This window comes from Falsiroseomonas selenitidurans, assembly GCF_012103215.1.
GTDB classification, from domain to species: domain Bacteria; phylum Pseudomonadota; class Alphaproteobacteria; order Acetobacterales; family Acetobacteraceae; genus Falsiroseomonas; species Falsiroseomonas selenitidurans.
In genome coordinates, this window is the sequence record NZ_JAAVNE010000010.1 from 1 (window position 1) to 18,935 (window position 18,935).

16 protein-coding genes are annotated in these 18,935 nt (G+C 71.6%); 5 read left to right on the forward strand and 11 right to left on the reverse strand.

Annotation, left to right across the window (positions count from 1 at the left end):
- Positions 1–447: 447 nt before the first annotated feature.
- From HEQ75_RS08230 to HEQ75_RS08250, 5 genes are all read right to left on the reverse strand, one after another.
- On the reverse strand, positions 448–1,260 hold the full coding sequence (locus HEQ75_RS08230) for a phosphate/phosphite/phosphonate ABC transporter substrate-binding protein (RefSeq protein ID WP_168029165.1): 813 nt from the start codon (positions 1,258–1,260) through the stop codon (positions 448–450).
- A complete protein-coding gene (locus HEQ75_RS29025) occupies positions 1,257–1,727 on the reverse strand; it encodes a DUF1289 domain-containing protein (protein WP_328733484.1) in 471 nt (156 codons plus the stop codon). The genes HEQ75_RS08230 and HEQ75_RS29025 overlap by 4 nt, the downstream gene beginning before the upstream one ends.
- On the reverse strand, positions 1,615–2,517 hold the full coding sequence (locus tag HEQ75_RS08240) for a dienelactone hydrolase family protein (RefSeq protein ID WP_209318426.1): 903 nt from the start codon (positions 2,515–2,517) through the stop codon (positions 1,615–1,617). The genes HEQ75_RS29025 and HEQ75_RS08240 overlap by 113 nt, the downstream gene beginning before the upstream one ends.
- Positions 2,518–2,533: 16 nt before the next feature.
- On the reverse strand, positions 2,534–3,403 hold the full coding sequence (gene yghU / locus HEQ75_RS08245; RefSeq protein WP_168029169.1) for a glutathione-dependent disulfide-bond oxidoreductase: 870 nt from the start codon (positions 3,401–3,403) through the stop codon (positions 2,534–2,536).
- A 72-nt stretch (positions 3,404–3,475) separates the two neighbouring features.
- Entirely contained in the window at positions 3,476–5,050 is a 1,575-nt protein-coding gene (locus tag HEQ75_RS08250) for a GMC family oxidoreductase (protein WP_168029171.1), read from the reverse strand.
- Positions 5,051–5,163: 113 nt separating this feature from the next.
- On the opposite strand from HEQ75_RS08250, the gene HEQ75_RS08255 reads away from it, so the two are divergent.
- Positions 5,164–6,444, forward strand: a complete 1,281-nt coding sequence (locus HEQ75_RS08255) for an NAD(P)/FAD-dependent oxidoreductase (protein ID WP_209318428.1) — start codon at positions 5,164–5,166, stop codon at positions 6,442–6,444.
- On the opposite strand, the gene HEQ75_RS08260 is transcribed toward HEQ75_RS08255, so the two are convergent.
- Together HEQ75_RS08260 and HEQ75_RS08265 are read right to left on the reverse strand one after the other, a co-directional pair.
- Positions 6,414–7,373, reverse strand: coding sequence for a dihydrodipicolinate synthase family protein (locus tag HEQ75_RS08260; RefSeq protein ID WP_168029173.1), 960 nt, complete (start codon positions 7,371–7,373; stop codon positions 6,414–6,416). The two genes, HEQ75_RS08255 and HEQ75_RS08260, sit on opposite strands and share 31 nt — an antisense overlap.
- Before the next feature lie 37 nt (positions 7,374–7,410).
- Entirely contained in the window at positions 7,411–8,400 is a 990-nt protein-coding gene (locus HEQ75_RS08265; protein WP_168029175.1) for a LysR family transcriptional regulator, read from the reverse strand.
- A gap of 95 nt (positions 8,401–8,495) precedes the next feature.
- On the opposite strand from HEQ75_RS08265, the gene HEQ75_RS08270 reads away from it, so the two are divergent.
- The 4 genes from HEQ75_RS08270 to HEQ75_RS08285 are packed head-to-tail and all read left to right on the forward strand — an operon-like array spanning position 8,496 to position 12,401.
- A complete protein-coding gene (locus HEQ75_RS08270; protein WP_168029177.1) occupies positions 8,496–9,380 on the forward strand; it encodes an FAS1-like dehydratase domain-containing protein in 885 nt (294 codons plus the stop codon).
- Entirely contained in the window at positions 9,377–10,573 is a 1,197-nt protein-coding gene (locus HEQ75_RS08275) for a CaiB/BaiF CoA transferase family protein (RefSeq protein WP_168029179.1), read from the forward strand. Before HEQ75_RS08270 ends, HEQ75_RS08275 begins: the two co-directional genes overlap by 4 nt.
- Positions 10,570–11,538, forward strand: coding sequence for a Bug family tripartite tricarboxylate transporter substrate binding protein (locus tag HEQ75_RS08280; protein WP_168029180.1), 969 nt, complete (start codon positions 10,570–10,572; stop codon positions 11,536–11,538). The genes HEQ75_RS08275 and HEQ75_RS08280 overlap by 4 nt, the downstream gene beginning before the upstream one ends.
- Before the next feature lie 2 nt (positions 11,539–11,540).
- Positions 11,541–12,401: an HpcH/HpaI aldolase/citrate lyase family protein gene (locus tag HEQ75_RS08285; protein WP_168029182.1), complete on the forward strand. Its 861-nt coding sequence runs from the start codon at positions 11,541–11,543 to the stop codon at positions 12,399–12,401.
- A 51-nt stretch (positions 12,402–12,452) separates the two neighbouring features.
- On the opposite strand, the gene katG is transcribed toward HEQ75_RS08285, so the two are convergent.
- From katG to HEQ75_RS08305, 4 genes are all read right to left on the reverse strand, one after another.
- Entirely contained in the window at positions 12,453–14,654 is a 2,202-nt protein-coding gene (gene katG / locus HEQ75_RS08290) for a catalase/peroxidase HPI (RefSeq protein ID WP_168029184.1), read from the reverse strand.
- A 112-nt stretch (positions 14,655–14,766) separates the two neighbouring features.
- Positions 14,767–16,785, reverse strand: a complete 2,019-nt coding sequence (locus tag HEQ75_RS08295) for an acetyl/propionyl/methylcrotonyl-CoA carboxylase subunit alpha (RefSeq protein WP_168029186.1) — start codon at positions 16,783–16,785, stop codon at positions 14,767–14,769.
- Between the two features lie 8 nt (positions 16,786–16,793).
- Complete coding sequence (locus HEQ75_RS08300) at positions 16,794–18,401, reverse strand: carboxyl transferase domain-containing protein (RefSeq protein ID WP_168029188.1); 1,608 nt, start codon at positions 18,399–18,401, stop codon at positions 16,794–16,796.
- Between the two features lie 120 nt (positions 18,402–18,521).
- Positions 18,522–18,857: a hypothetical protein gene (locus HEQ75_RS08305; protein ID WP_168029190.1), complete on the reverse strand. Its 336-nt coding sequence runs from the start codon at positions 18,855–18,857 to the stop codon at positions 18,522–18,524.
- Positions 18,858–18,935: the final 78 nt, after the last annotated feature.

An 18,935-nucleotide genomic window follows, 5' to 3' on the forward strand; every position in this document is an offset into this window, starting at 1 on the left:
CAGCCAACCAACAACACCCTCAACAGGCACCATCAGCCAACCAACAACAAGCAAAGAGCAACCAATACTCTTCCCTCAACAGATACACAGCTTGAATGAACACGGTCGCGTCCTGAGGCCAGAACCCTGACCACCAGCACCCTCGCATCACTGCGATGAAGACCTTCGCCTCAACGGCGGGGCAAACAATCTAGCGAGCAACCCCGCCTCTTGCAACCCCCCGCCTCCCGGCGAACCAACCAAAACCTCAAGGGCTCCTCGTCGGTGGCCGCCTTCTACGAGCCACACACACCACTGTCAACAGACCGTCTTAAAAGACTTCCGGACCCGGCCCCGCGACCCCAGGCCCGGAACGTGCCGCGCACGGGCCAAGTCGGCCGGTGGCCGCCTGGCGGTCCAGGCGCCCCAGATCACGGCCAGCGGGTGCCCCGCAGAAGGGGGCGCGGTTCATCCGGGCGCGGCGTAGCCCGCTTCGACAGCCGCGCGGTCCCAGGCCAACGTCGTCGCGAAACTGCTGCGATCCACCGGGGAAAAGCCCGCGATCAGCAGCGCCTGCCCGAGCGGCGGGAACCAGGGGCGGCTCGCGGCCAGGGCGAAGGCGGCCCGCAGGCGAGCCTGGTCCTCCACCGGCAGGCCAGGTGCGGCGACAAAAGCGGGCATGGGCGCCAGCGCCGTCTGGTCCAGCACCCGGATCCCGGCCGTCAGATCCGGCCGGTAGCGGGCGATCAGCGCGTGCCAATACCCATCGAGCGGACCGATATCGATGCTGCCATCCAGCACGGCATCCAGGATGCCCCGCGCCGTCACCAACTCGCCCCGCACCGCGGCGTAGAGCGGCCCGCGCGCCTGCCAGTGCGGCAGAAGGTGGTGGCGCAGCGCGTTGAAGCCGGAATGCGAGTGCGCCACGGTCCAGCCGAGCCGATGCCCGAAGCTGTCGGCCAGGGTCCGAAAGGGACTGTCGGCCCGCACGATGAGGTCGGAGCGATAGGCGGCGTGCCCGCCCGCCCAGGGCAGCGCCGGAATTGGTGCCGCAATCGGCACGACCTCGGCGATGCCGAGCGCGATCGGGTAGCCGCACATCTGCACGCAGCCGAGATCCGGCCGCCGCCACAGATCCTCCAGCGGCTTCGGCGCCGGATAGGGCATGTAGTCGAGTGCCACCTCGGCTTCCGAAGCGACATGTGCGATCAGCGCCTGCCAGGCGGCCTCGGCCTCCGGTGCCACGGCATACATACGGGCATTGGCGATGAAGCGGGTCATGTCCGATCCTCAGGCACGGTTGCCACCGATCCCGGGGCGGCGCAGTCGGATGGCGGCGCCGGCCGGCCAGCCGGTCCTGGCACCGGCATGGCCCCCGCCCTCGGCGGCGCCGCGCCGGTCATGCGTGCCAGCCGGCCTGGCAATGCCGCCACCAGCATGGCACGGGCGGGGTCCGACATGCCCGGCCATGCGCCGATTTCGGCACCGCTGCGGCCGCAGCCAGTGCAGAGGCCGATCCGCGGGTCCAACACGCAGCGCCCGACGCAGGGGCTCCCCGTCATGGTGCCGGCCCTGCCCCGACGGCACGCAAGCGGCAGGGCAAGGCGGCCACGCCTTGCCTGAACCGGCGACGGGTCAGGCGAGTGTGCGCCTGAACAGCGCCAAGGTCCGGTCCCAGGCCAGCTTGGCCGCGGCTTCCTGGTAGCGGGGCGTGGAGTTGTTGTGGAAGCCGTGCTGGGTGCCGGCATAGGTGAAGCCCTCATGCTTCACGCCCTGGGCGGCCAGCGCCGCCGCATAGGCGGGCCACATGGCGTTGATGCGCGGGTCGTTTTCCGCGAAATGCGCCTGGATCTCGGCGCGGATGGCCGGGACGCCCGCGGCGGCGGCGGCGGCACCGTAATAGGGCGCGGCCGCCAGCAGCTCGGCGCCGAGGCTGACCGCCAGGAAGTTCACCGTGCCACCGCCCCAGCAGAAGCCCGTGGCGCCAAGCCTGCCCGAGGACAGTTCATGCGCCTTCAGATGGCGGGCGCTGTTCAGCATGTCCGTGCGCAGCTTGCCCTGGTCCAGCCCCGCCTGCAGGTCGCGCCCATCATCGTCGTTACCGGGATAGCCGCCGACCGGCGCCAGCCCATCCGGCGCCAGGGCCAGGAAGCCCTCCGCCGCCAGCCGCCGCGCCACATCTTCGATATAGGGGTTCAGGCCACGGTTCTCGTGAATCACCAGCACCGCCGGGAAGCGCCCGGCGCCGCTCGGCGCCACCAGGTAGCCGCGCATGGAGCCGGAGGTGCCGCCGGGTGAGGCGTAGGTGACATAGCGCGCCTTGATGCGCGGATCGGTGAAGGAGATGGTCTGCGCCTCGGCGTAGCGCGGCAGCAGCGCCTGGGCCATCGCGGCCCCGCCAGCCGTCAGCGCCGCCGCGGCCTGCAGGAAGGACCGGCGATCCATCCCGCCATGGCAGTACTCGTCGTACAGGTCGTAGATGTCCTGGGGAATCAGGGCGGGATCGATGTCCGCCGTGCCGTTGTCCGTCATCGCCATCTCCCGTTGTCCCGCCCTATTCGGCCGCCAGCTTGTCCTGCGTCCGCGTCTCGAAGTCGCTGGCGTCATGGCGTTCGTGCAGCTGGCTGGAAGGCTCGCCATTGACGCGATTGACCATCCGGCCGCGCCGCACGGCCGGGCGTTCCAGCAACGCATCCGCCCAGCGGTTCACATGCCTGTAGGTCTGCACCTGCAGGAACTCCGCCGCGCCGTAGAGCCAGCCCTTCACCAGCCCGCCATACCAGGGGAACACGGCGATATCGGCGATGGTGTAGTCATCCCCGCCCAGATAGGGGCTTTCCGCCAGGCGGCGGTCCAGCACGTCCAGCTGGCGCTTCACCTCCATGGCGAAGCGGTTGATCGGGTACTCCATCTTGCTCGGGGCATAGGCGTAGAAATGCCCGAAGCCGCCGCCGAGATAGGGCGCGCTGCCCATCTGCCAGAACAGCCAGGACAGGCATTCGGCCCGCTTCGCCGGATCGGTCGGCAGGAAGGCGCCGAACTTCTCCGCCAGATGCACCAGGATGGCGCCGGATTCGAAGACGCGGATCGGCGTCGGCCCGCTGCGGTCCAGCAGGGCAGGGATCTTGGAATTCGGGTTCACGCCGACGAAGCCGCTGCCGAACTGGTCACCCTCGCCAATGCGGATCAGCCAGGCATCGTATTCGGCGCCCTGGTGGCCCGCCGCCAGCAGCTCCTCCAGCATGATGGTGACCTTCACGCCGTTCGGCGTGCCCAGCGAATAGAGCTGCAGCGGGTGGCGCCCGACCGGCAGTTCCTTCTCCTGCGTCGGCCCGGCGATGGGGCGGTTGATGTTGGCGAAGCGGCCGCCATTCTCCTTGTCCCAGGTCCAGATCGTCGGGGGCGTGTAGGGTGCGTCGCTCATGCGTTCCAAATCCGGTATGCTTTGGGGGGATGTGGCGTTGCCGGGCGCCGGCTCAAGCGGCAGGGGCGAGGTTCATCCCGCCGTCATGCGGCCGGCGACGCGGCGCGCCGCCATCTCGCCGATCATCACGCAGGTGAAGTGCAGATTGGCGCGGCAATCGGTCGGCATGATGGAGGCATCGGCCACCCGCAGCCCCTGCACGCCGCGCACCGCGAGGTCCGGGTCCACCACGCCGCGCGGATCCTCATGCGCCGTCATCCGGCAGGTGCCGGCGGCATGCTGGATGTCGCCGGCTTCCTGCAGCATCACCGCATCCAGCTCGGCATCCGGCAGTGCCGCCGCCTCGTCCATGCTCAGCGCCGTCTCGCCGAAGGTGATGCGGTCCGCGATGCCGGCCACCGGCTGCCGGGCGCAAAGCCGCGCCAGGCGGCGGACGCCGTCGCGCAGGCGCAGCCGGTCGCTCGCATGGTCCAGCATGTTCTCCTCCACCAGCGGCTGCGCCTCGGGCTCGGCGGCGGTCAGCCGGACCTCGCCCCGGGAGAAGGCGTCGTAGAGCGCGACGCCGATCGCCCCCACCGGCGCCACCCCGCCCTCCGCCAGGCCGCGATGGTTGTAGGCGATGAAGATCATGTCACGCTCCCCGCCGCCGCCCAGGCCGCTGCTGTAGGTGACGCAGCAATTGGTGTGACGCGCCTCGGCCCCCTGCGCCCGGTGGGCGGGTCCGAGGTCCAGGCTGGCGCGCAGGATGGGGTGGTCCATGAAGTGCTGGCCGACCGCGGGGAGGTCCTGCAGCACCGGAATGCCAAGCCCGCGCAGCGCCGCCGCCGGGCCGATGCCGCTGCGCATCAGCAGACAGGGGCTGTGGATGGCGCCGGCCGAGAGCACCACCTCTCGCCCCGCGATCTCCTGCCAGTCGCCATCGCCGAAGCGCACCCGCACGCCGCGCGCGGTGCGGCCCTCGAACAGCACCCGGTCGACCAGCGCCTCCCCCCGGATCTCCAGGTTGGGGCGGCCGCGCGCGGGTTCCAGGTAGCCGTCATTGGTGGTGATGCGCAGGCCGTCGCGCAGGTTGATCGGGTTGCAGGACACGCCCTCCCCCACCGGTGCGTTCAGGTCGGCCTTCCAGGGATGGCCTTCCTGCAGCGCGGCGTCGCGCAGCGCCCGGTCCACCGCCCCCCAGCGATCCTCCGGCATGCGCCAGACCGGCAGCGGCCCGCCGAGGCGGCGGCCGGGGGTGCCGAAATCCCTGTCGTCCTCGATCACGTCAAACAGCTTCAGCACCTGCTCCGCCGACCAGCCCTCGCAGCCCGCTTCGGCCCATGAATCGAAGGCGGCCGGCACGCCGCGAATGGCGATCTGCGCATTGACCGTGGAGGACCCGCCCAGCGCCTTGCCGCGCCAGTAGAATTTCGGCGCCTGGGCGCGGGTGCGGCGCGTCATCAGCCCCGGCCATTGCCAGGCGGCCTGGTGCGCCGGGTCGTGCATGAAGGGGATGATGTTGGGGCTGCGCAACGCCGCCGGCGCCTCCGCCGCGCGCCAGTCCCGCCCGGCTTCCAGCAGCAGCACGCGCCGCCGCGCATCCTCCGACAGCCGCGCCGCGAGCGCCGCGCCGGCGGAACCCGCCCCGACCACGATGACATCGTACATGCGGCGCATCCCCTTCAGCCGCACCGAGCATGCGCGGTGACCGGGCGCCCGCCAAGCCACGCGCGGGCAGGGCTTCCGGCGCCCTGGCGCGCCGTGCAAGCTGGACGGCCTGGATGGAGGGCGACGGCATGGCGGAGGGCAACCCGCGCAGGGTTCTGGTGATCGGTGCCGGAATCGTCGGCCTCGCCCTGGCCTGGCGGCTGCGCCAGGCCGGGGCCGAGGTCAGCGTGGTGGATGCGGAACCGCCGGGCGAAGGCGGCGCCAGCTTCGGCAATGCCGGGGCGATCAGCGCGAGCTCCGTCGCGCCGCTGGCCATGCCCGGCCTGCTGAAGCAGGTGCCGCGGATGCTGCTGGACCGCGCCGCGCCGCTGCATGTGCCGGCCGGCTACTGGCTGCGCGCCGCCCCCTGGCTGGCCCGCTTCGTCGCCGCGGCGCGCCCGGCCTCGGTCACGCGCGCCACCGCCGCGCTGGACGGGCTGCTGCGCCTGGCGACGGAACAGCACCAGGCCCTGGTGCGGGAGATCGGCGCGCCGGAGCTGCTGCGACCGCATGGCCAGCTCTACCTGTACCGGGGCGCCACGCAGCTGGCGAAGGACCAGGCGAGCTGGGCCATCCGCGCGGCGCATGGCGCAAGGCTGGAGCGGCTGGATCGCGCCGGCATCCTGGCGCTGGAGCCCGCCGTGGGCCCAGCCTACCAGATGGCGATCTTCCTGGCGGACCACGCCCATTGCGCCTCCCCCCTCCGCTACGCGCGGCGGCTGGCGGAGGTGTTCCGGCAGGCCGGCGGCAGCATCCTGCGCGACCGGGTCACGGCGCTGACGACGCAGGATGGCCGCATCAGCGGCGCGCAGGGCCAGGCGGGGCATCATCCCGCCGATGCCGTGGTGCTGGCGGCAGGGGCCTGGTCGGCGCGGCTGGCGGCGCCGCTCGGCTACCGCATCCCGCTGGAATCGCAGCGCGGCTACCATGTGGATCTGCCGGAGCCCGGCTTCACCCTGACCCGCCCGGTGATCCCGGCCGACCGCAAGGTGTTCATCACGCCGATGGAGGGCGCGCTGCGGGTGGCCGGCACGGTGGAATTCGGCGGGCTGGACCGCGCGCCGGACCCGGCCCGCGCGAAGCTGCTCTACGACGACCTGGCCGCGGTGTTCCCTGAGGCGCGGCCGGCGCCGGCGGAGGGCTTCTGGATGGGCCACCGGCCCTGCCTGCCGGATTCCGTGCCGGTGATCGGCCCGGCGCAGCGCGTGCCCGGGCTTTTCTTCGCCTTCGGCCACGGCCATCTCGGCCTGACCGGCTCCGCCCCGACGGCGGAGCTGCTGGCGCCCGCCGTGCTGGGCCGGCCGAGCAATCGGGACCTTTCGCCCTATGCGGCGGAACGCTTCGCCGGCGCCTGAAGCCGCGCCCGCGCATCGTGCCGTGCCAGCCGGGCGAGCAGGTATTCCACCTCCGCCCGCGCCGTCTCGGTCAGCGCCGTGCCCGGCCGGCGCTGCGCGTCGGAGGCGATGATGCCGCGGCGCATCAGCACGTATTTGCGCACGGCGAGCCCCGGCCCCGGCTGCAGCTCGTAGCGGATCATCGGCAGGTGGGCGTCGAACAAATCCTGCGCCCGGTCACGCTCCCCGGCCTTGGACAGGCGCACCAGCTCCGCCAGCATGTCCGGGAAGGCATAGCCGGTCATCGCGCCATCGGCGCCGCGCGCCATCTCGAAATCCAGGAAGATGCCGCCATTGCCGCAAAGGATGCTGAGCGGCCGCATCGAGCCTTCCGCCTGGAAGCGGCGCAGCGTGCTGATCTTTTCCAGCCCCGGCCAATCCTCGTGCTTCAGCATGACGCAGGAGGGCAGGTCCATGACGATGCGGCGGATCACCGCGGGGGTCATCTGCACCTGGAACAGCTGCGGGTAGTCCTGCAGCACCCAGGGGATGTCCGGCCCGATCGCCTCCACCGCCTGGTGGAAATAGGCCACCACGGCGTCATCAGTCCGCAAATGGCTGGGGGGCGCGATCATCACGCCCGCGGCGCCCGCCTGCATCACGCCCTGCGCCAGGGCGCGCATGGCGGCGAAGCCGGGCGCCGTGACGCCGACGATGATGCCGGCGGCCCCGGCGCGGCCGATGATGCGCCGGCTGAGGGCCAGGGATTCGGCGCCATCCAGCTTCGGGGCCTCCCCCATCACGCCGAGGATGGTCATGCCGTCGCATCGGGCCTCGCCCAGGAAGAAGTCGGTCATCCGGTCGAGGCTGGCATCATCCACGCGGCCATCCGGGTGGAAGGGCGTGGGCGCGATGACGTAGACGCCCCCGGCGGTGACATCCAGCTTCATGGCAGGTCCTTCCCGATGGTGCTGCGGCGGGGCGGGATCATCCGTGCGGGGATGCCGGGCGTAAAGCCCTGCCCCGGCGAGGCGCCGCGGGTGGGGCGGGCCGCGCAGCCGCTTCCGGCCCGCACCGCAACGCGGCCTCGGGCACGCGCCGCAACGCGGTGACGATCGCCGCCATCAGGCTGCGCGCGGCGGGCGAAAGCTGGCGCTCCCGCGGGCTGAGCAGACCGACGCGTCGCGTCAGCGCCGGGCGCAGCAGGCGCAGGGTGGCCAGCCCCGGCGGCAGCGGCTCCGGCAGCGCGGAGGCCGGCAGGGCGATGATGCCGGCGCCAGCCGCCACCATGGCCACCGCGGTCGCCAGGTGCCGCACCTCCACCCGCCAGGTGGTCGGCACCCTTGCCTGGTCCAGCGCCGCATCCACCAGCCGCCGATTCTCGCTGACCGCATGGGTGGAGACCAGCTTCTCGTCGCGCAGCTCCGCCCAGGCGACCGACTCGCGCGCCGCCAGGCGGTGGCTGCGCGGCAGGACCAGGAAGAAGGGCTCGTCGAACAGCGGCACCCGCTCAACGTTCCAACGCTCCGCGCCGATGGCGGCCAGCGCGAAGTCGATGCGGTTGGCGTCCAGCATGGCGCGGATCTCGGTGGCGGAGCTTTCGTGCAGCACGACCTCGGATTCCGGCCAGGCCGCGCCATGCGCCGCCAGCACGGGGCCGAGATGGCGCACCGCCAGCGTCGGCAGGCAGCCGATCTCGATGCGCTGCCCGCGATCCGGGTCCACGGCGCGGCGGATGGCGGCACGGAGCCGGCCGATCGCCTCCTGCGCCTCCGGCAGCAGGGCCGTGCCGGTGGCGGTCAGCCGGATGGGCTGGGCGCGGCGGTCCAGCAACTCCGCCCCCGTCACCGCCTCCAGCCGCTGCAGCCGCCGGGTCAGCGCCGGCTGGCTGAGGCCCAGCCGGCTGGCGGCACGGCGGAAGGAGCCAAGCTCCGCCACCGCGATGAAGGCCTCCAGCCCCGGCAGGTCGAGATACATGCCCCAGATGATGCACCGGACGCATCGCGTGGTCACCACATTGCATTGGACGCGGCCGCGCGGCGGGGACAAGACTCGCGGCAGGAGGAACCGCAATGCCTGATACCCACGTCGAATCCGGCGCCATGGAGGGCTGGATCGGCCGCCAGGAAGTGCTGGAGGACGAGGCCGCGCTGCCGATCGTGCGCCGGCTGGCCGCCCTGCTCGACCTCGACCCCCTCGCCTACCGCCGCGGCGATGCGCTGCCCGAGGGCTGGCATTCGGTGTTCTTCGCACCCGTGGCCCGGCAATCGCAGCTCGGCCCGGATGGCCACCCGCGCAAGGGCGATTTCCTGCCGCCGGTGCCGCTGCCGCGCCGCATGTTCGCCGGCAGGCGCCTGCGCTACCTGGCGCCCATCACCATCGGCGCGGAGATCCGCCGCACCTCCACCATCGCCGCCATCACGCCGAAGGTCGGGCGGACCGGGAAGATGGTGTTCGTGCGCGTGGACCATGTGGTGGAGATGGACGGCAAGCCGGTGCTGACCGAGTTGCACGACATCGTCTACCGGGAGGAAGCGAAGCCCGGCGCCGGCGCGCCGCCGAAGGCCGAGGCGCCGGTGGAATTGCCGCCGGCGGATGACCGCCAGGCCTATGCGCCGCAGACCGTCACGCTGTTCCGCTATTCGGCGCTGACCTACAACGGCCACCGCATCCACTACGACCAGCCCTACACGACGCAGGAGGAAGGCTATCCCGGCCTGGTGGTGAATGGCGGGCTGCACGCGCTGTTCCTGCACGAGATGGCGAAGCGCAACCTGCCGGGCGGGCGCCTCGGCCGCTTTGCCGTGCGCAACGTAAACCCCTTCTTCGTCGGCCGGGAAGGCGAGCTGCGCTGCACCCACCAGCCGGATGGCAGCCTCTCGCTCTGGGCGGTGAACGAGGCGGGGCGCATCATCGCCCAGGCCGAGGCCGCGGCCGAGCCGGGGGACCTCGCTTGACCGCGAAGCGCGGGCCGCTCGCGGGCATCCGCGTGCTGGACTGCACCGGCGTCATCGTCGGCCCCACCGCCACGCTGCTGCTGGCCGAGCAGGGCGCGGAGGTCATCAAGGTGGAGCCGCCGGAAGGCGATCTGATGCGCCGGCTGGGCGGCAAGGCGCCGGCCAACGCGCCGGGCATGTCGCCCAAATTCATGCATTTCAACCGCAACAAGCGGTCCATCGTGCTCGACCTGAAGGCGCCGGAGGGGCAGGAGGTGATCCGGCGCCTGGCCGCGACCAGCGATGTCTTCGTCAGCAACATGCGGCCGCGCGCATTGGCCTCGCTGGGCCTGACCTGGGCCGCGCTCTCGGCGCTGAACCCGAGGCTGGTGCATTGCACCATCGCCGGCTTCGCCAGCGGCGGCCCCTATGACGGCGCGCCGGCCTACGACACCATCATCCAGGGCCTGTCCGGCGTCGCCGCCTGCCTGGAGACGGTGATCGGCGAACCGCGCTTCGCGCCCTTCGTGCTCACGGACCACATCGTCGGCATCATCGCCGCGCAGGCGATCTGCGCCGCCCTGGTGGCGCGCGCCGGCACCGGCGAGGGCCAGGCGGTGGAGGTGCCGATGTTCGAGAATGCGGCGGCCTTCGTGCTGTCCGAGCATCTCGGCCAGCGCACCCACGACCCGGAGGGCAGCTTCGGCGATCCGCGGATCATGACGCCCGATGCGCGGCCGATGAAGACCAGGGATGGCTATATCTGCGTCTCCGCCAACACGGATGCGCAGGCGCGCGGCTTCTTCGCGGCGATCGGGCGGCCCGAACTGATGCAGGATCCGCGTTTCTGCAGCGTCGCCGCGCGGCTGGCCAATGTGGCGGCCTATTTCGCGCTGCGCGCCGAGGTGATGCTGGAGCGCGGCACCGCCGAATGGGTGGCCTTGCTGCGCCGCCACGACGTGCCCGCCATGCCCTACAACACGCTGGCGAGCCTGCTGGAGGATCCGCAACTGCGCGGATCGGGCGTGCTGACACAAGAAGAAGGGGAGGAACACATGCTGGGATTGCGACACGCAAACCGGTTCTCGGGGTCCGGCCTGCCGGAGTCACGCCTGGCGCCGCGCCAGGGCGAACATGCCGAGGCGATCCTGACGGAGCTGGGCTATGCGCCCGCCGAGCGGGCCAGGCTGCTGGGGAAGGAGAAGGTGGCATGAACCGTCGCACGCTTCTGGGGGCCGCGGCCGGCGCGCTGGCCGCCCCCGCCGCCCTGGCGCAGGGCGCCTGGCCGAACCGGCCGATCCGCCTGATCGTCCCCTTCCCGCCCGGTGCGGCGAACGACACGCTGGGCCGCGCCATGGCCGACCAGCTGACGCCACGGCTCGGCCAGCCGGTGGTGGTGGAAAACCGCGGCGGCGCCGGCGGCACCATCGGGTCCGAGGTCGTGGCCCGCGCCGCGCCGGATGGCTACACGCTGCTGCTCGGTCATATCGGCACGCTGGCAGTGAATGCCGCCATGTATCCCAACCTGACCTACAGCCCGGTGCGCGACTTCGCGCCGGTGGCGATGATCGCCACCACGCCGAACGTGCTGGTGGTCAACCCGAAGCAGCCCTTCCAGACCCTGAAGCAGCTGCATGACTTCGCCAAGGCGAACCCGAACCGGGTGCGCTACTGCACGGCCGGCAATGGCAGCGCCGGCCATACCGTGATGCTGGCCTTCCTGCAGGCGACGGGGCTGGAGATGGAGCACGTGCCCTATCGCGGCCTGGGCCCGGCGCTGAACGATCTGGTGGCCGGGCATGTCGACGTGACCTGGGGCGGGGCACCCACCGTGATGCCGCTGGCCCGCCAGGGCCTGCTGCGGGCCCTCGGCGTTTCCTCCGCCCAGCGCGTGCCGAGCCTGCCGGACCTGCCCACCGCGGCGGAAACCGTGGCACCGGGCTTCGACACGGTGCCCTGGTATGGCATCGCCGCCCCCAGCGGCACGCCGCCCGAGATCATCAACCGGCTGAACCGGGAGATCAACGCCAGCCTGAACACCGAGGCGGTGGCCGCCCGGCTGCGCCAGGATGGCGCGGAACCGGCGCCGCGCACGCCCGAGCAGTTCGGCACCTTCATCCGCAGCGAGGTGACGCGCTGGGGCGAGCTGATCCGCGCAGCCGGCGTGACGGCGAACTGAGCATGGCCATGATGCCGCGCGCCGCCACCTGGCGCTCCATGCTCTACGTGCCGGCCAACGTGCCGCGCTTCGTCGCCAAGGCGCCGGGGGCCGGCGCCGATGCGGTGATCCTTGATCTGGAGGACAGCGTGCCGCCGGCGCAGAAGGCGGCGGCGCGGGACGGGCTGGCGGAGGCCGTCGCCACCTGCCGCACCGGCCCCGGGGCCGTGCTGGTGCGCATCAACCGGCCGCTGCGCCTGGCGGTGCGCGACATCGAGGCCGCGGTGGCCTGTGGCGTGGACGGCATCCTGATGACCAAGGCCATGGATGCCGGCCATGTGCGGCTGCTGGCCGAGGTGCTGGACGAGCTGGAAGGCGGCAGCCCGCGCTGCGTGCTGCTGCCGCTGATCGAAAGCGCCGCGGCGACCGAGTGCATGGCGGAGATCGCCGGGGCCTCGCCCCGGGTCGTCGCCCTGCTCTGCGGCGCGGAGGATCTGGCGGCCGAGATCGGCTGCACCTCGGATGACGAGGTGATGGCCGCGATCAAGCGGCGCATGGTGGTGGCGGCCGCGCAGGCGGGCGTGGCGGCGATGGGCACGCTAGGCTCGATCGCGGATTTCCGCGACCTGGAGAAGCTGCGCGACACCGTCGCGCGGTCCCGCCGCGCCGGCTTCGTCGGCGCCAGTTGCATCCACCCTGGGGTGCTGCCGGTGCTGAACGAGGGTTTCGCGCCGAGCGAGAAGGAACTGGACCTGGCACGCCGCCAGATCCAGGTCGCGGAGGAAGCGGAACGCGAGGGCCGCGGCTCCTTCACCGTGGATGGGCGCATGGTGGACGAGCCGATCCTGCGCCGCGCCCGCCGCATCCTGGCGGCGGCGCGCTGAAGCCCCTCGCCCAACCCTCTCCCCCGGCGGGGGGAGAGGGCTTTGGACGGGTCAGGCGAGGTCGAAGCGGTCCAGGTTCATCACCTTGGTCCAGGCCGCCACAAAGGCCTCGGCGAAGGCGTCCTTCGCATCCTCGCAGGCATAGGCTTCCGCCGCCGCCCGGATGATGGAGTTGGAGCCGAACAGCAGGTCCACCCGCGTGCCGGTCCAGCGCACCGCGCCGCTGGCCCGGTCCCGCCCCTCGAACAGGTTCTCGGAGCTGGCGGAAGCCGACCAGGCCGTGCGCATGTCGAGCAGGTTGACGAAGAAGTCGTTCGTCAGCGCGCCCGGCCGGTCGGTGAAGACGCCATGTGCGGCGCCGCCATGGTTGGCGCCCAGCACGCGCAGCCCGCCGACCAGCACCGTCATCTCCGGCACGCTCAGTGTCATCAGCTGCGCGCGATCCACCAGCTTCTCCTCCGGCGAGCGGGGGTCGTCGCTGGGGCGCAGGTAGTTGCGGAAGCCGTCCGCGTTCGGCTCCAGCACCGCGAAGGACGCCACATCCGTCTGCTCCGGCAGCGCGTCGGTGCGGCCGGGGGTGAAGGGCACCGTCACCGCCTGCCCGCCCTGCTGCGCCGCCGCCTCGATCGCCGCGCCGCCGGCCAGGACGATCAGATCGGCCAGCGAGATCTTCTTCCCGCCCCCCTGGTCCGCGTTGAAGGCAGCCTGAATGCCTTCCAGCACGCCCAGCACGCGGGCCAGCTGTTCCGGCTGGTTGACCTCCCAATCCTTCTGCGGCGCCAGGCGAATGCGCGCGCCATTGGCGCCGCCCCGCTTGTCGGAGTCGCGGAAGGTGGCGGCGGAGGCCCAGGCGGTGGAGACGAGTTCCGCCGTGGACAGGCCGGCAGCCAGGATGCGGGTCTTCAGCGCGGCGATGTCGGCCTCGTCCACCAGCGGATGGTCCACCGGCGGCACCGGGTCCTGCCAGATCAACACCTCGGCCGGCACAAGCTTGCCCTTGTAGCGGGCGCGCGGCCCCATGTCGCGATGCGTCAGCTTGTACCAGGCGCGGGCGAAGGCATCCGCGAACTGGTCCGGGTTCTCGTGGAAGCGCTTGGCGATCTTGGCGTAGATGGGGTCCACCTTCAGCGCCAGGTCGGTGGTGGCCATCATCGGCGCATGGCGCTTTTCCGGGTCATGCGCATCCGGCACGGCATCGGCCAGGGCGCCGTCCTTGGGGACCCACTGGTAGGCGCCGGCCGGGCTGCGGACCAGTTCCCAGTCGTGGTTGAACAGGTTGTCGAAGTAGTTGTTGTCCCACTGGATCGGGTTGGTGGTCCAGGCGCCTTCCAGGCCGCTGGTGATGGTGTGCACGCCCTTGCCGCTGCCGTAGCTGTTGCGCCAGCCGAGGCCCTGTTCCTCCACGCCCGCACTCTCCGGCTGCAGCCCGACATACTGCCCGGGCTCGGCCGCGCCATGCGTCTTGCCGAAGGTGTGGCCGCCGGCGATCAGCGCCACCGTCTCCTCATCGTTCATCGCCATCCGGCTGAAGGTCTCGCGGATGTCGTGGGCGGAGGCGGCCGGGTCCGGCTTGCCGTTCGGGCCTTCCGGATTGACGTAGATGAGGCCCATCTGCACGGCGGCCAGCGGGCTTTCCAACTCGCGCTCGTTCTTGTAGCGCTCGTCGCCCAGCCAGGTGCCCTCGCGGCCCCAATAGACGTCCTCCTCCGGCTCCCACACATCGGGGCGGCCGCCGGCGAAGCCGAAGGTCTTGAACCCCATCGATTCCAGGGCGACGTTGCCGGCCAGCACCATCAGGTCGGCCCAGGACAGCTTGCGGCCATACTTCTGCTTGATCGGCCACAGCAGGCGGCGCGCCTTGTCGAGGTTCGCGTTGTCCGGCCAGCTGTTCAGCGGCGCGAAGCGCTGCGTGCCCGACCCGGCGCCGCCGCGGCCATCGCCGATGCGATAGGTACCAGCGCTGTGCCAGGCCATGCGGATGAAGAACGGGCCGTAATGGCCGTAATCGGCCGGCCACCAATCCTGCGAATCCGTCATCAGCGCGTGCAGGTCCTGGACCACCGCGTCCAGGTCCAGCGTCTCGAATTCCTTGGCATAGTCGAAGGTCCGGCCCAGCGGGTTAGCCGCCGGCGGATTCTGGTACAGGATGTTGAGGTTGAGCTGGTTCGGCCACCAGTCCCGGTTCATCCGCGCCAGACGGGTGGTATGGCCAGCAACCGGGCACTTGGCCGCGGCGGGTGGGTTCGTGTCCATGGGCGTCTTCCCCTTCTCGTTGCCTTGAGGCGACGGACTATGGACGGGTGGCGGACATCGATCCAATGAGTAATTCAGAACGATTTGATCGATCGGCTCTATGATAGCCCGATCAGGCTGCGGGCACGACGAAGGTGACCAGCTCGGTCCCCTCCTCGACCATGTCGCCCACGGCGTGCGCGAGGGTTGCAACGGTGCCGGCCATCGGGGCGCGCAGCGTCAGTTCCATCTTCATCGCCTCCAGCACCAGCAACGGGTCGGCACGCTCCACCACATCGCCGGGCTGCACCAGCACGCGCGTCACCCGGGCGGGGATCGGCGCGGTGACGCGGTCGCCGCCGGCGGTTTCGGTGCTGGGCGGCGCCAGCGGGTCGAGCAGCGTCAGCGCGTGGTTGGCGCCGGCCAGGATGACCGTGATCTCCGCCCCGTCACGGACCACGCCCAGGCGGCGGGAGACGCCGTCCACCGTCAGCCACAGGGCCTCCGCCTCCTCGGCCAGGCTGGCCTGCACCGGGCCGGTGGGCAGGTCGAGCCGGAGGCTGGCATCCGGCCCGGGGTGGGCGCGCAGCATCACCGCCGTGCCGTCCCGGTCGCGGAAGGACAGGTCCTGGTAGCCTTCCCCGTTCATCCGCCACGCATCCATCATGGCCCAGGGCGACCAGGGGTCGTCGGTGGCGCGGGCCGCCGCCTGCACCGCGCCCGCCCGGTCGCGCAGCACCACCAGCGCCGCGGCGGCCAGCACCGCCACCCGGTCCGCCGCTGGCACGCAGGGCGCCGCGGCCAGCAGGCTGCCCGCATGCCGCGGAATGAAGCCGGTATCGAGGTCGCCGGCCGCGAAGGCAGCATGGCCGGCAATGGCACGAAGCAGGCCGAGATTGGTCGCGACGCCCACCACCTCATAGGCCGCAAGGGCCGTCGCGAGGCGGCTGAGCGCGGCGGGGCGGTCCTCTCCCCAGACCACCAGCTTGGCAATCATCGGGTCGTAGTGCGGCGTGATCGCATCGCCGGCGCGCACGCCGGTCTCCACCCGGATCCGGCCTGGAATCTCGACCGGCTGACGCAGATGCAGCAGGCGGCCGGTGGAGGGCAGGAAGTCCCGCGCCGGGTCCTCCGCATAGACCCGCGCCTCGATCGCGTGGCCGCGCAGCGCCGGCAGCGCAGGCCCCAGCGGCAGGGCTTCGCCATGGGCAATGCGCAGCTGCCATTCCACCAGGTCGAGGCCGGTCACCATCTCCGTCACCGGGTGTTCGACCTGCAGGCGCGTGTTCATCTCCATGAAGTAGAAGGCATCGCCCTCGACGATGAACTCCACCGTGCCGGCGCCGACATACCCCACGGCGCGCGCCGCGGCGACCGCCGCCTCCCCCATCGCCTGGCGCCTGGCGGGGTCCATGCCCGGCGCCGGGGCTTCCTCGATCACCTTCTGGTGCCGCCGCTGGATGGAGCAGTCGCGTTCGAACAGGGAGACGGTGTTGCCCTGCCGGTCGGCGAAGACCTGGATCTCGATATGCCTTGGCCGGGCCAGGTATTTCTCGACCAGTACGCGCTGGTCGCCGAAGGAGGCCAGCGCCTCGCGCTGCGCGCCCTCCAGCGCCTCCGCCAGTCGCTCGGGTGCCTCGACGACGCGCATGCCCTTGCCGCCGCCGCCCGCGCTGGCCTTGAGCAGCACCGGGTAGCCGATCTCTGTCGCCGCCGCGGCGATGGTCGGAAAATCCTGCGCCGCGCCGTGGTAGCCGGGCACCAGCTTCACCCCGGCCTGCGCCATCAGCGCCTTGGCCTCGGCCTTCGAGCCCATGGCCCGGATCGCCGCGGGGGGCGGGCCGATGAAGATCAGGCCCGCGGCGGCGCAGGCCTCGGCGAAATCCGCATTCTCGGACAGGAAGCCATAGCCCGGGTGCACCGCCTCCGCCCCCGCGCGGCGGGCAACGTCGAGGAGGGCGGGGATGGACAGGTAGCTCTGCCGCGCCGGGGCCGGCCCGATCGGCCAGGCCTCGTCGGCCAGGCGCGTGTGCCGCGCACCGGCATCGGCCTCCGAATGCACGGCGACGGTGGCGATGCCCAGGCGCCGCGCCGTGGCGATGACGCGGCAGGCGATCTCGCCGCGATTGGCGATCAGGATCTTGCGGAACATCGCGCGCCTCACATCCGGAACAGGCCGAAGCGCGTTTCCGGCACCGGCGCGTTGAAGGCGGCCGAAAGGCCGAGCGCCAGCACCCGCCGGGTGTCGGCCGGGTCGATCACGCCATCGTCCCACAGCCGCGCGCTGGCGTAGTAAGGATGGCCCTGCGTCTCGTACTGCTCGCGGATCGGCGCCTTGAAGGCGGCCTCCTCCGCTGCCGGCCAGGTGCCGCCGCGCTGCTCGATCGCGTCGCGGCGAAGCGTGGCGAGCACGGAGGCCGCCTGCTCCCCGCCCATCACGCCGATGCGGGCATTGGGCCACATCCACAGGAAGCGCGGCGAATAGGCGCGGCCGCACATGCCGTAATTCCCGGCGCCGAAGCTGCCGCCGATGATGACGGTGAATTTGGGCACGGCCGCGGTGGCGACGGCGGTCACCAGCTTGGCGCCATCCTTGGCGATGCCGCCGGCCTCGTATTTCCGGCCGACCATGAAGCCCGTGATGTTCTGCAGGAAGACCAGCGGGATGCCGCGCTGCGCGCAGATCTGCACAAAATGCGCGCCCTTCTGGGCGCTTTCGGAAAACAGGATGCCGTTGTTGGCGACGATGCCGACCGGATAACCCCAGAGATGGGCGAAGCCGCAGACCAGCGTCGGCCCGTACAGCCGCTTGAACTCGGTGAATTCGCTGCCGTCGACAAGGCGCGCGATCACCTCCCGCACGTCGTAGGGGGTGCGGAGGTCGGTCGGCACCACGCCGTACAACTCCGCCGCCGCGTAGCGCGGCGGCACCGGCGCGCGCAGCGCCACCGGCGGACGCTTCACCGTGTTCAGCCCGGCCACCACCTGCCGGGCGATGCCCAGCGCATGGGCGTCGCTTTCCGCCATGTGGTCCGTGACGCCGGAGACGCGGCTGTGCAGCTCGGCGCCGCCCAGATCCTCCGGGCTCACCACCTCGCCCGTCGCGGCCTTCACCAGCGGCGGGCCGGCGAGGAAGATGGTGCCCTGGTTGCGGACGATGATGGTCTCGTCCGACATCGCCGGCACATAGGCGCCGCCAGCCGTGCAGGAGCCCATCACCACGGCGACCTGCGGGATGCCGAGGGCGGACATGGTGGCCTGGTTGAAGAAGATCCGGCCGAAATGGTCGCGGCCGGGAAAGACCTCGTCCTGGTTCGGCAGGTTGGCGCCGCCGGAATCCACCAGGTAGAGGCATGGCAGGTGGTTCTGCTGCGCGATCTCCTGCGCCCGCAGGTGCTTCTGCACGGTCATGGGAAAATAGGTGCCGCCCTTCACCGTGGCATCATTCGCCAGGATGACGCATTCGCGCCCGGCGATACGGCCGATGCCGGTGATGATGCCGGCGGAAGGCACCTCGCCGCCATACATGCCCTGGGCGGCCAGCTGCCCCACCTCCAGGAAGGGGGAGCCCGGGTCGATCAGGGCGCGGATGCGGTCCCGCGGCAGCAGCTTGCCGCGCGACAGATGCCGCGCCCGCGCCGCCTCACCGCCACCAAGCCGCACCTGTTCCGCCACGCCGCGCAGATCATCGACAAGCGCTTGCATCCGCGCGGCATTCGCGCGGCATTCGGCGGAACGCAGGTCCAGGGCGGTCTCGATCATCGGCATCGCAGCACTCCGGTCAGGACCGCGGGCGGGGTGGGCCTGGCCGGCATCGCGCGGCCGGTTGGAGGCGCAGCTTCGGCCTGAATCCGCCGCACAGGCAAGCCATGATGCCGCGGCACGCCCTCAGCGCCGCTGCGCGGCGCCAGGGCAGGTCTGCCGCAGGCTCAGCAGGCGCTGCGCCTCCGCCTGGTTGCCGATGCGCGCCTGGGCCTGGGCGGCCTCATCCAGTTCGCGGTTGAAGCTGGTGCAGGAATCCGCCGCCGGGCGGCGCTGGTCCGGCGGCTGGACCGGCACGCTGCCCGGCAGAACGACCGCCGGGGATGGTGGCCCGGCCGACAGCGCGCGGAAGGCCGCAGCCGTGCCGGGTTCCGGCGGCTGCCGCACGATGACAATGGTGGCCACCACGACGACCGCCAGGAACAGCGCGCCGAGGCCGTAGAGCAGCGTGTGCCGGGCCATCCCGATCCCCTCCGGCAAGATCCAAGGTCGTAACAGCCGGGCCGACGCGCCGCTGTCAACCGCAATGTGCAGGCTGGT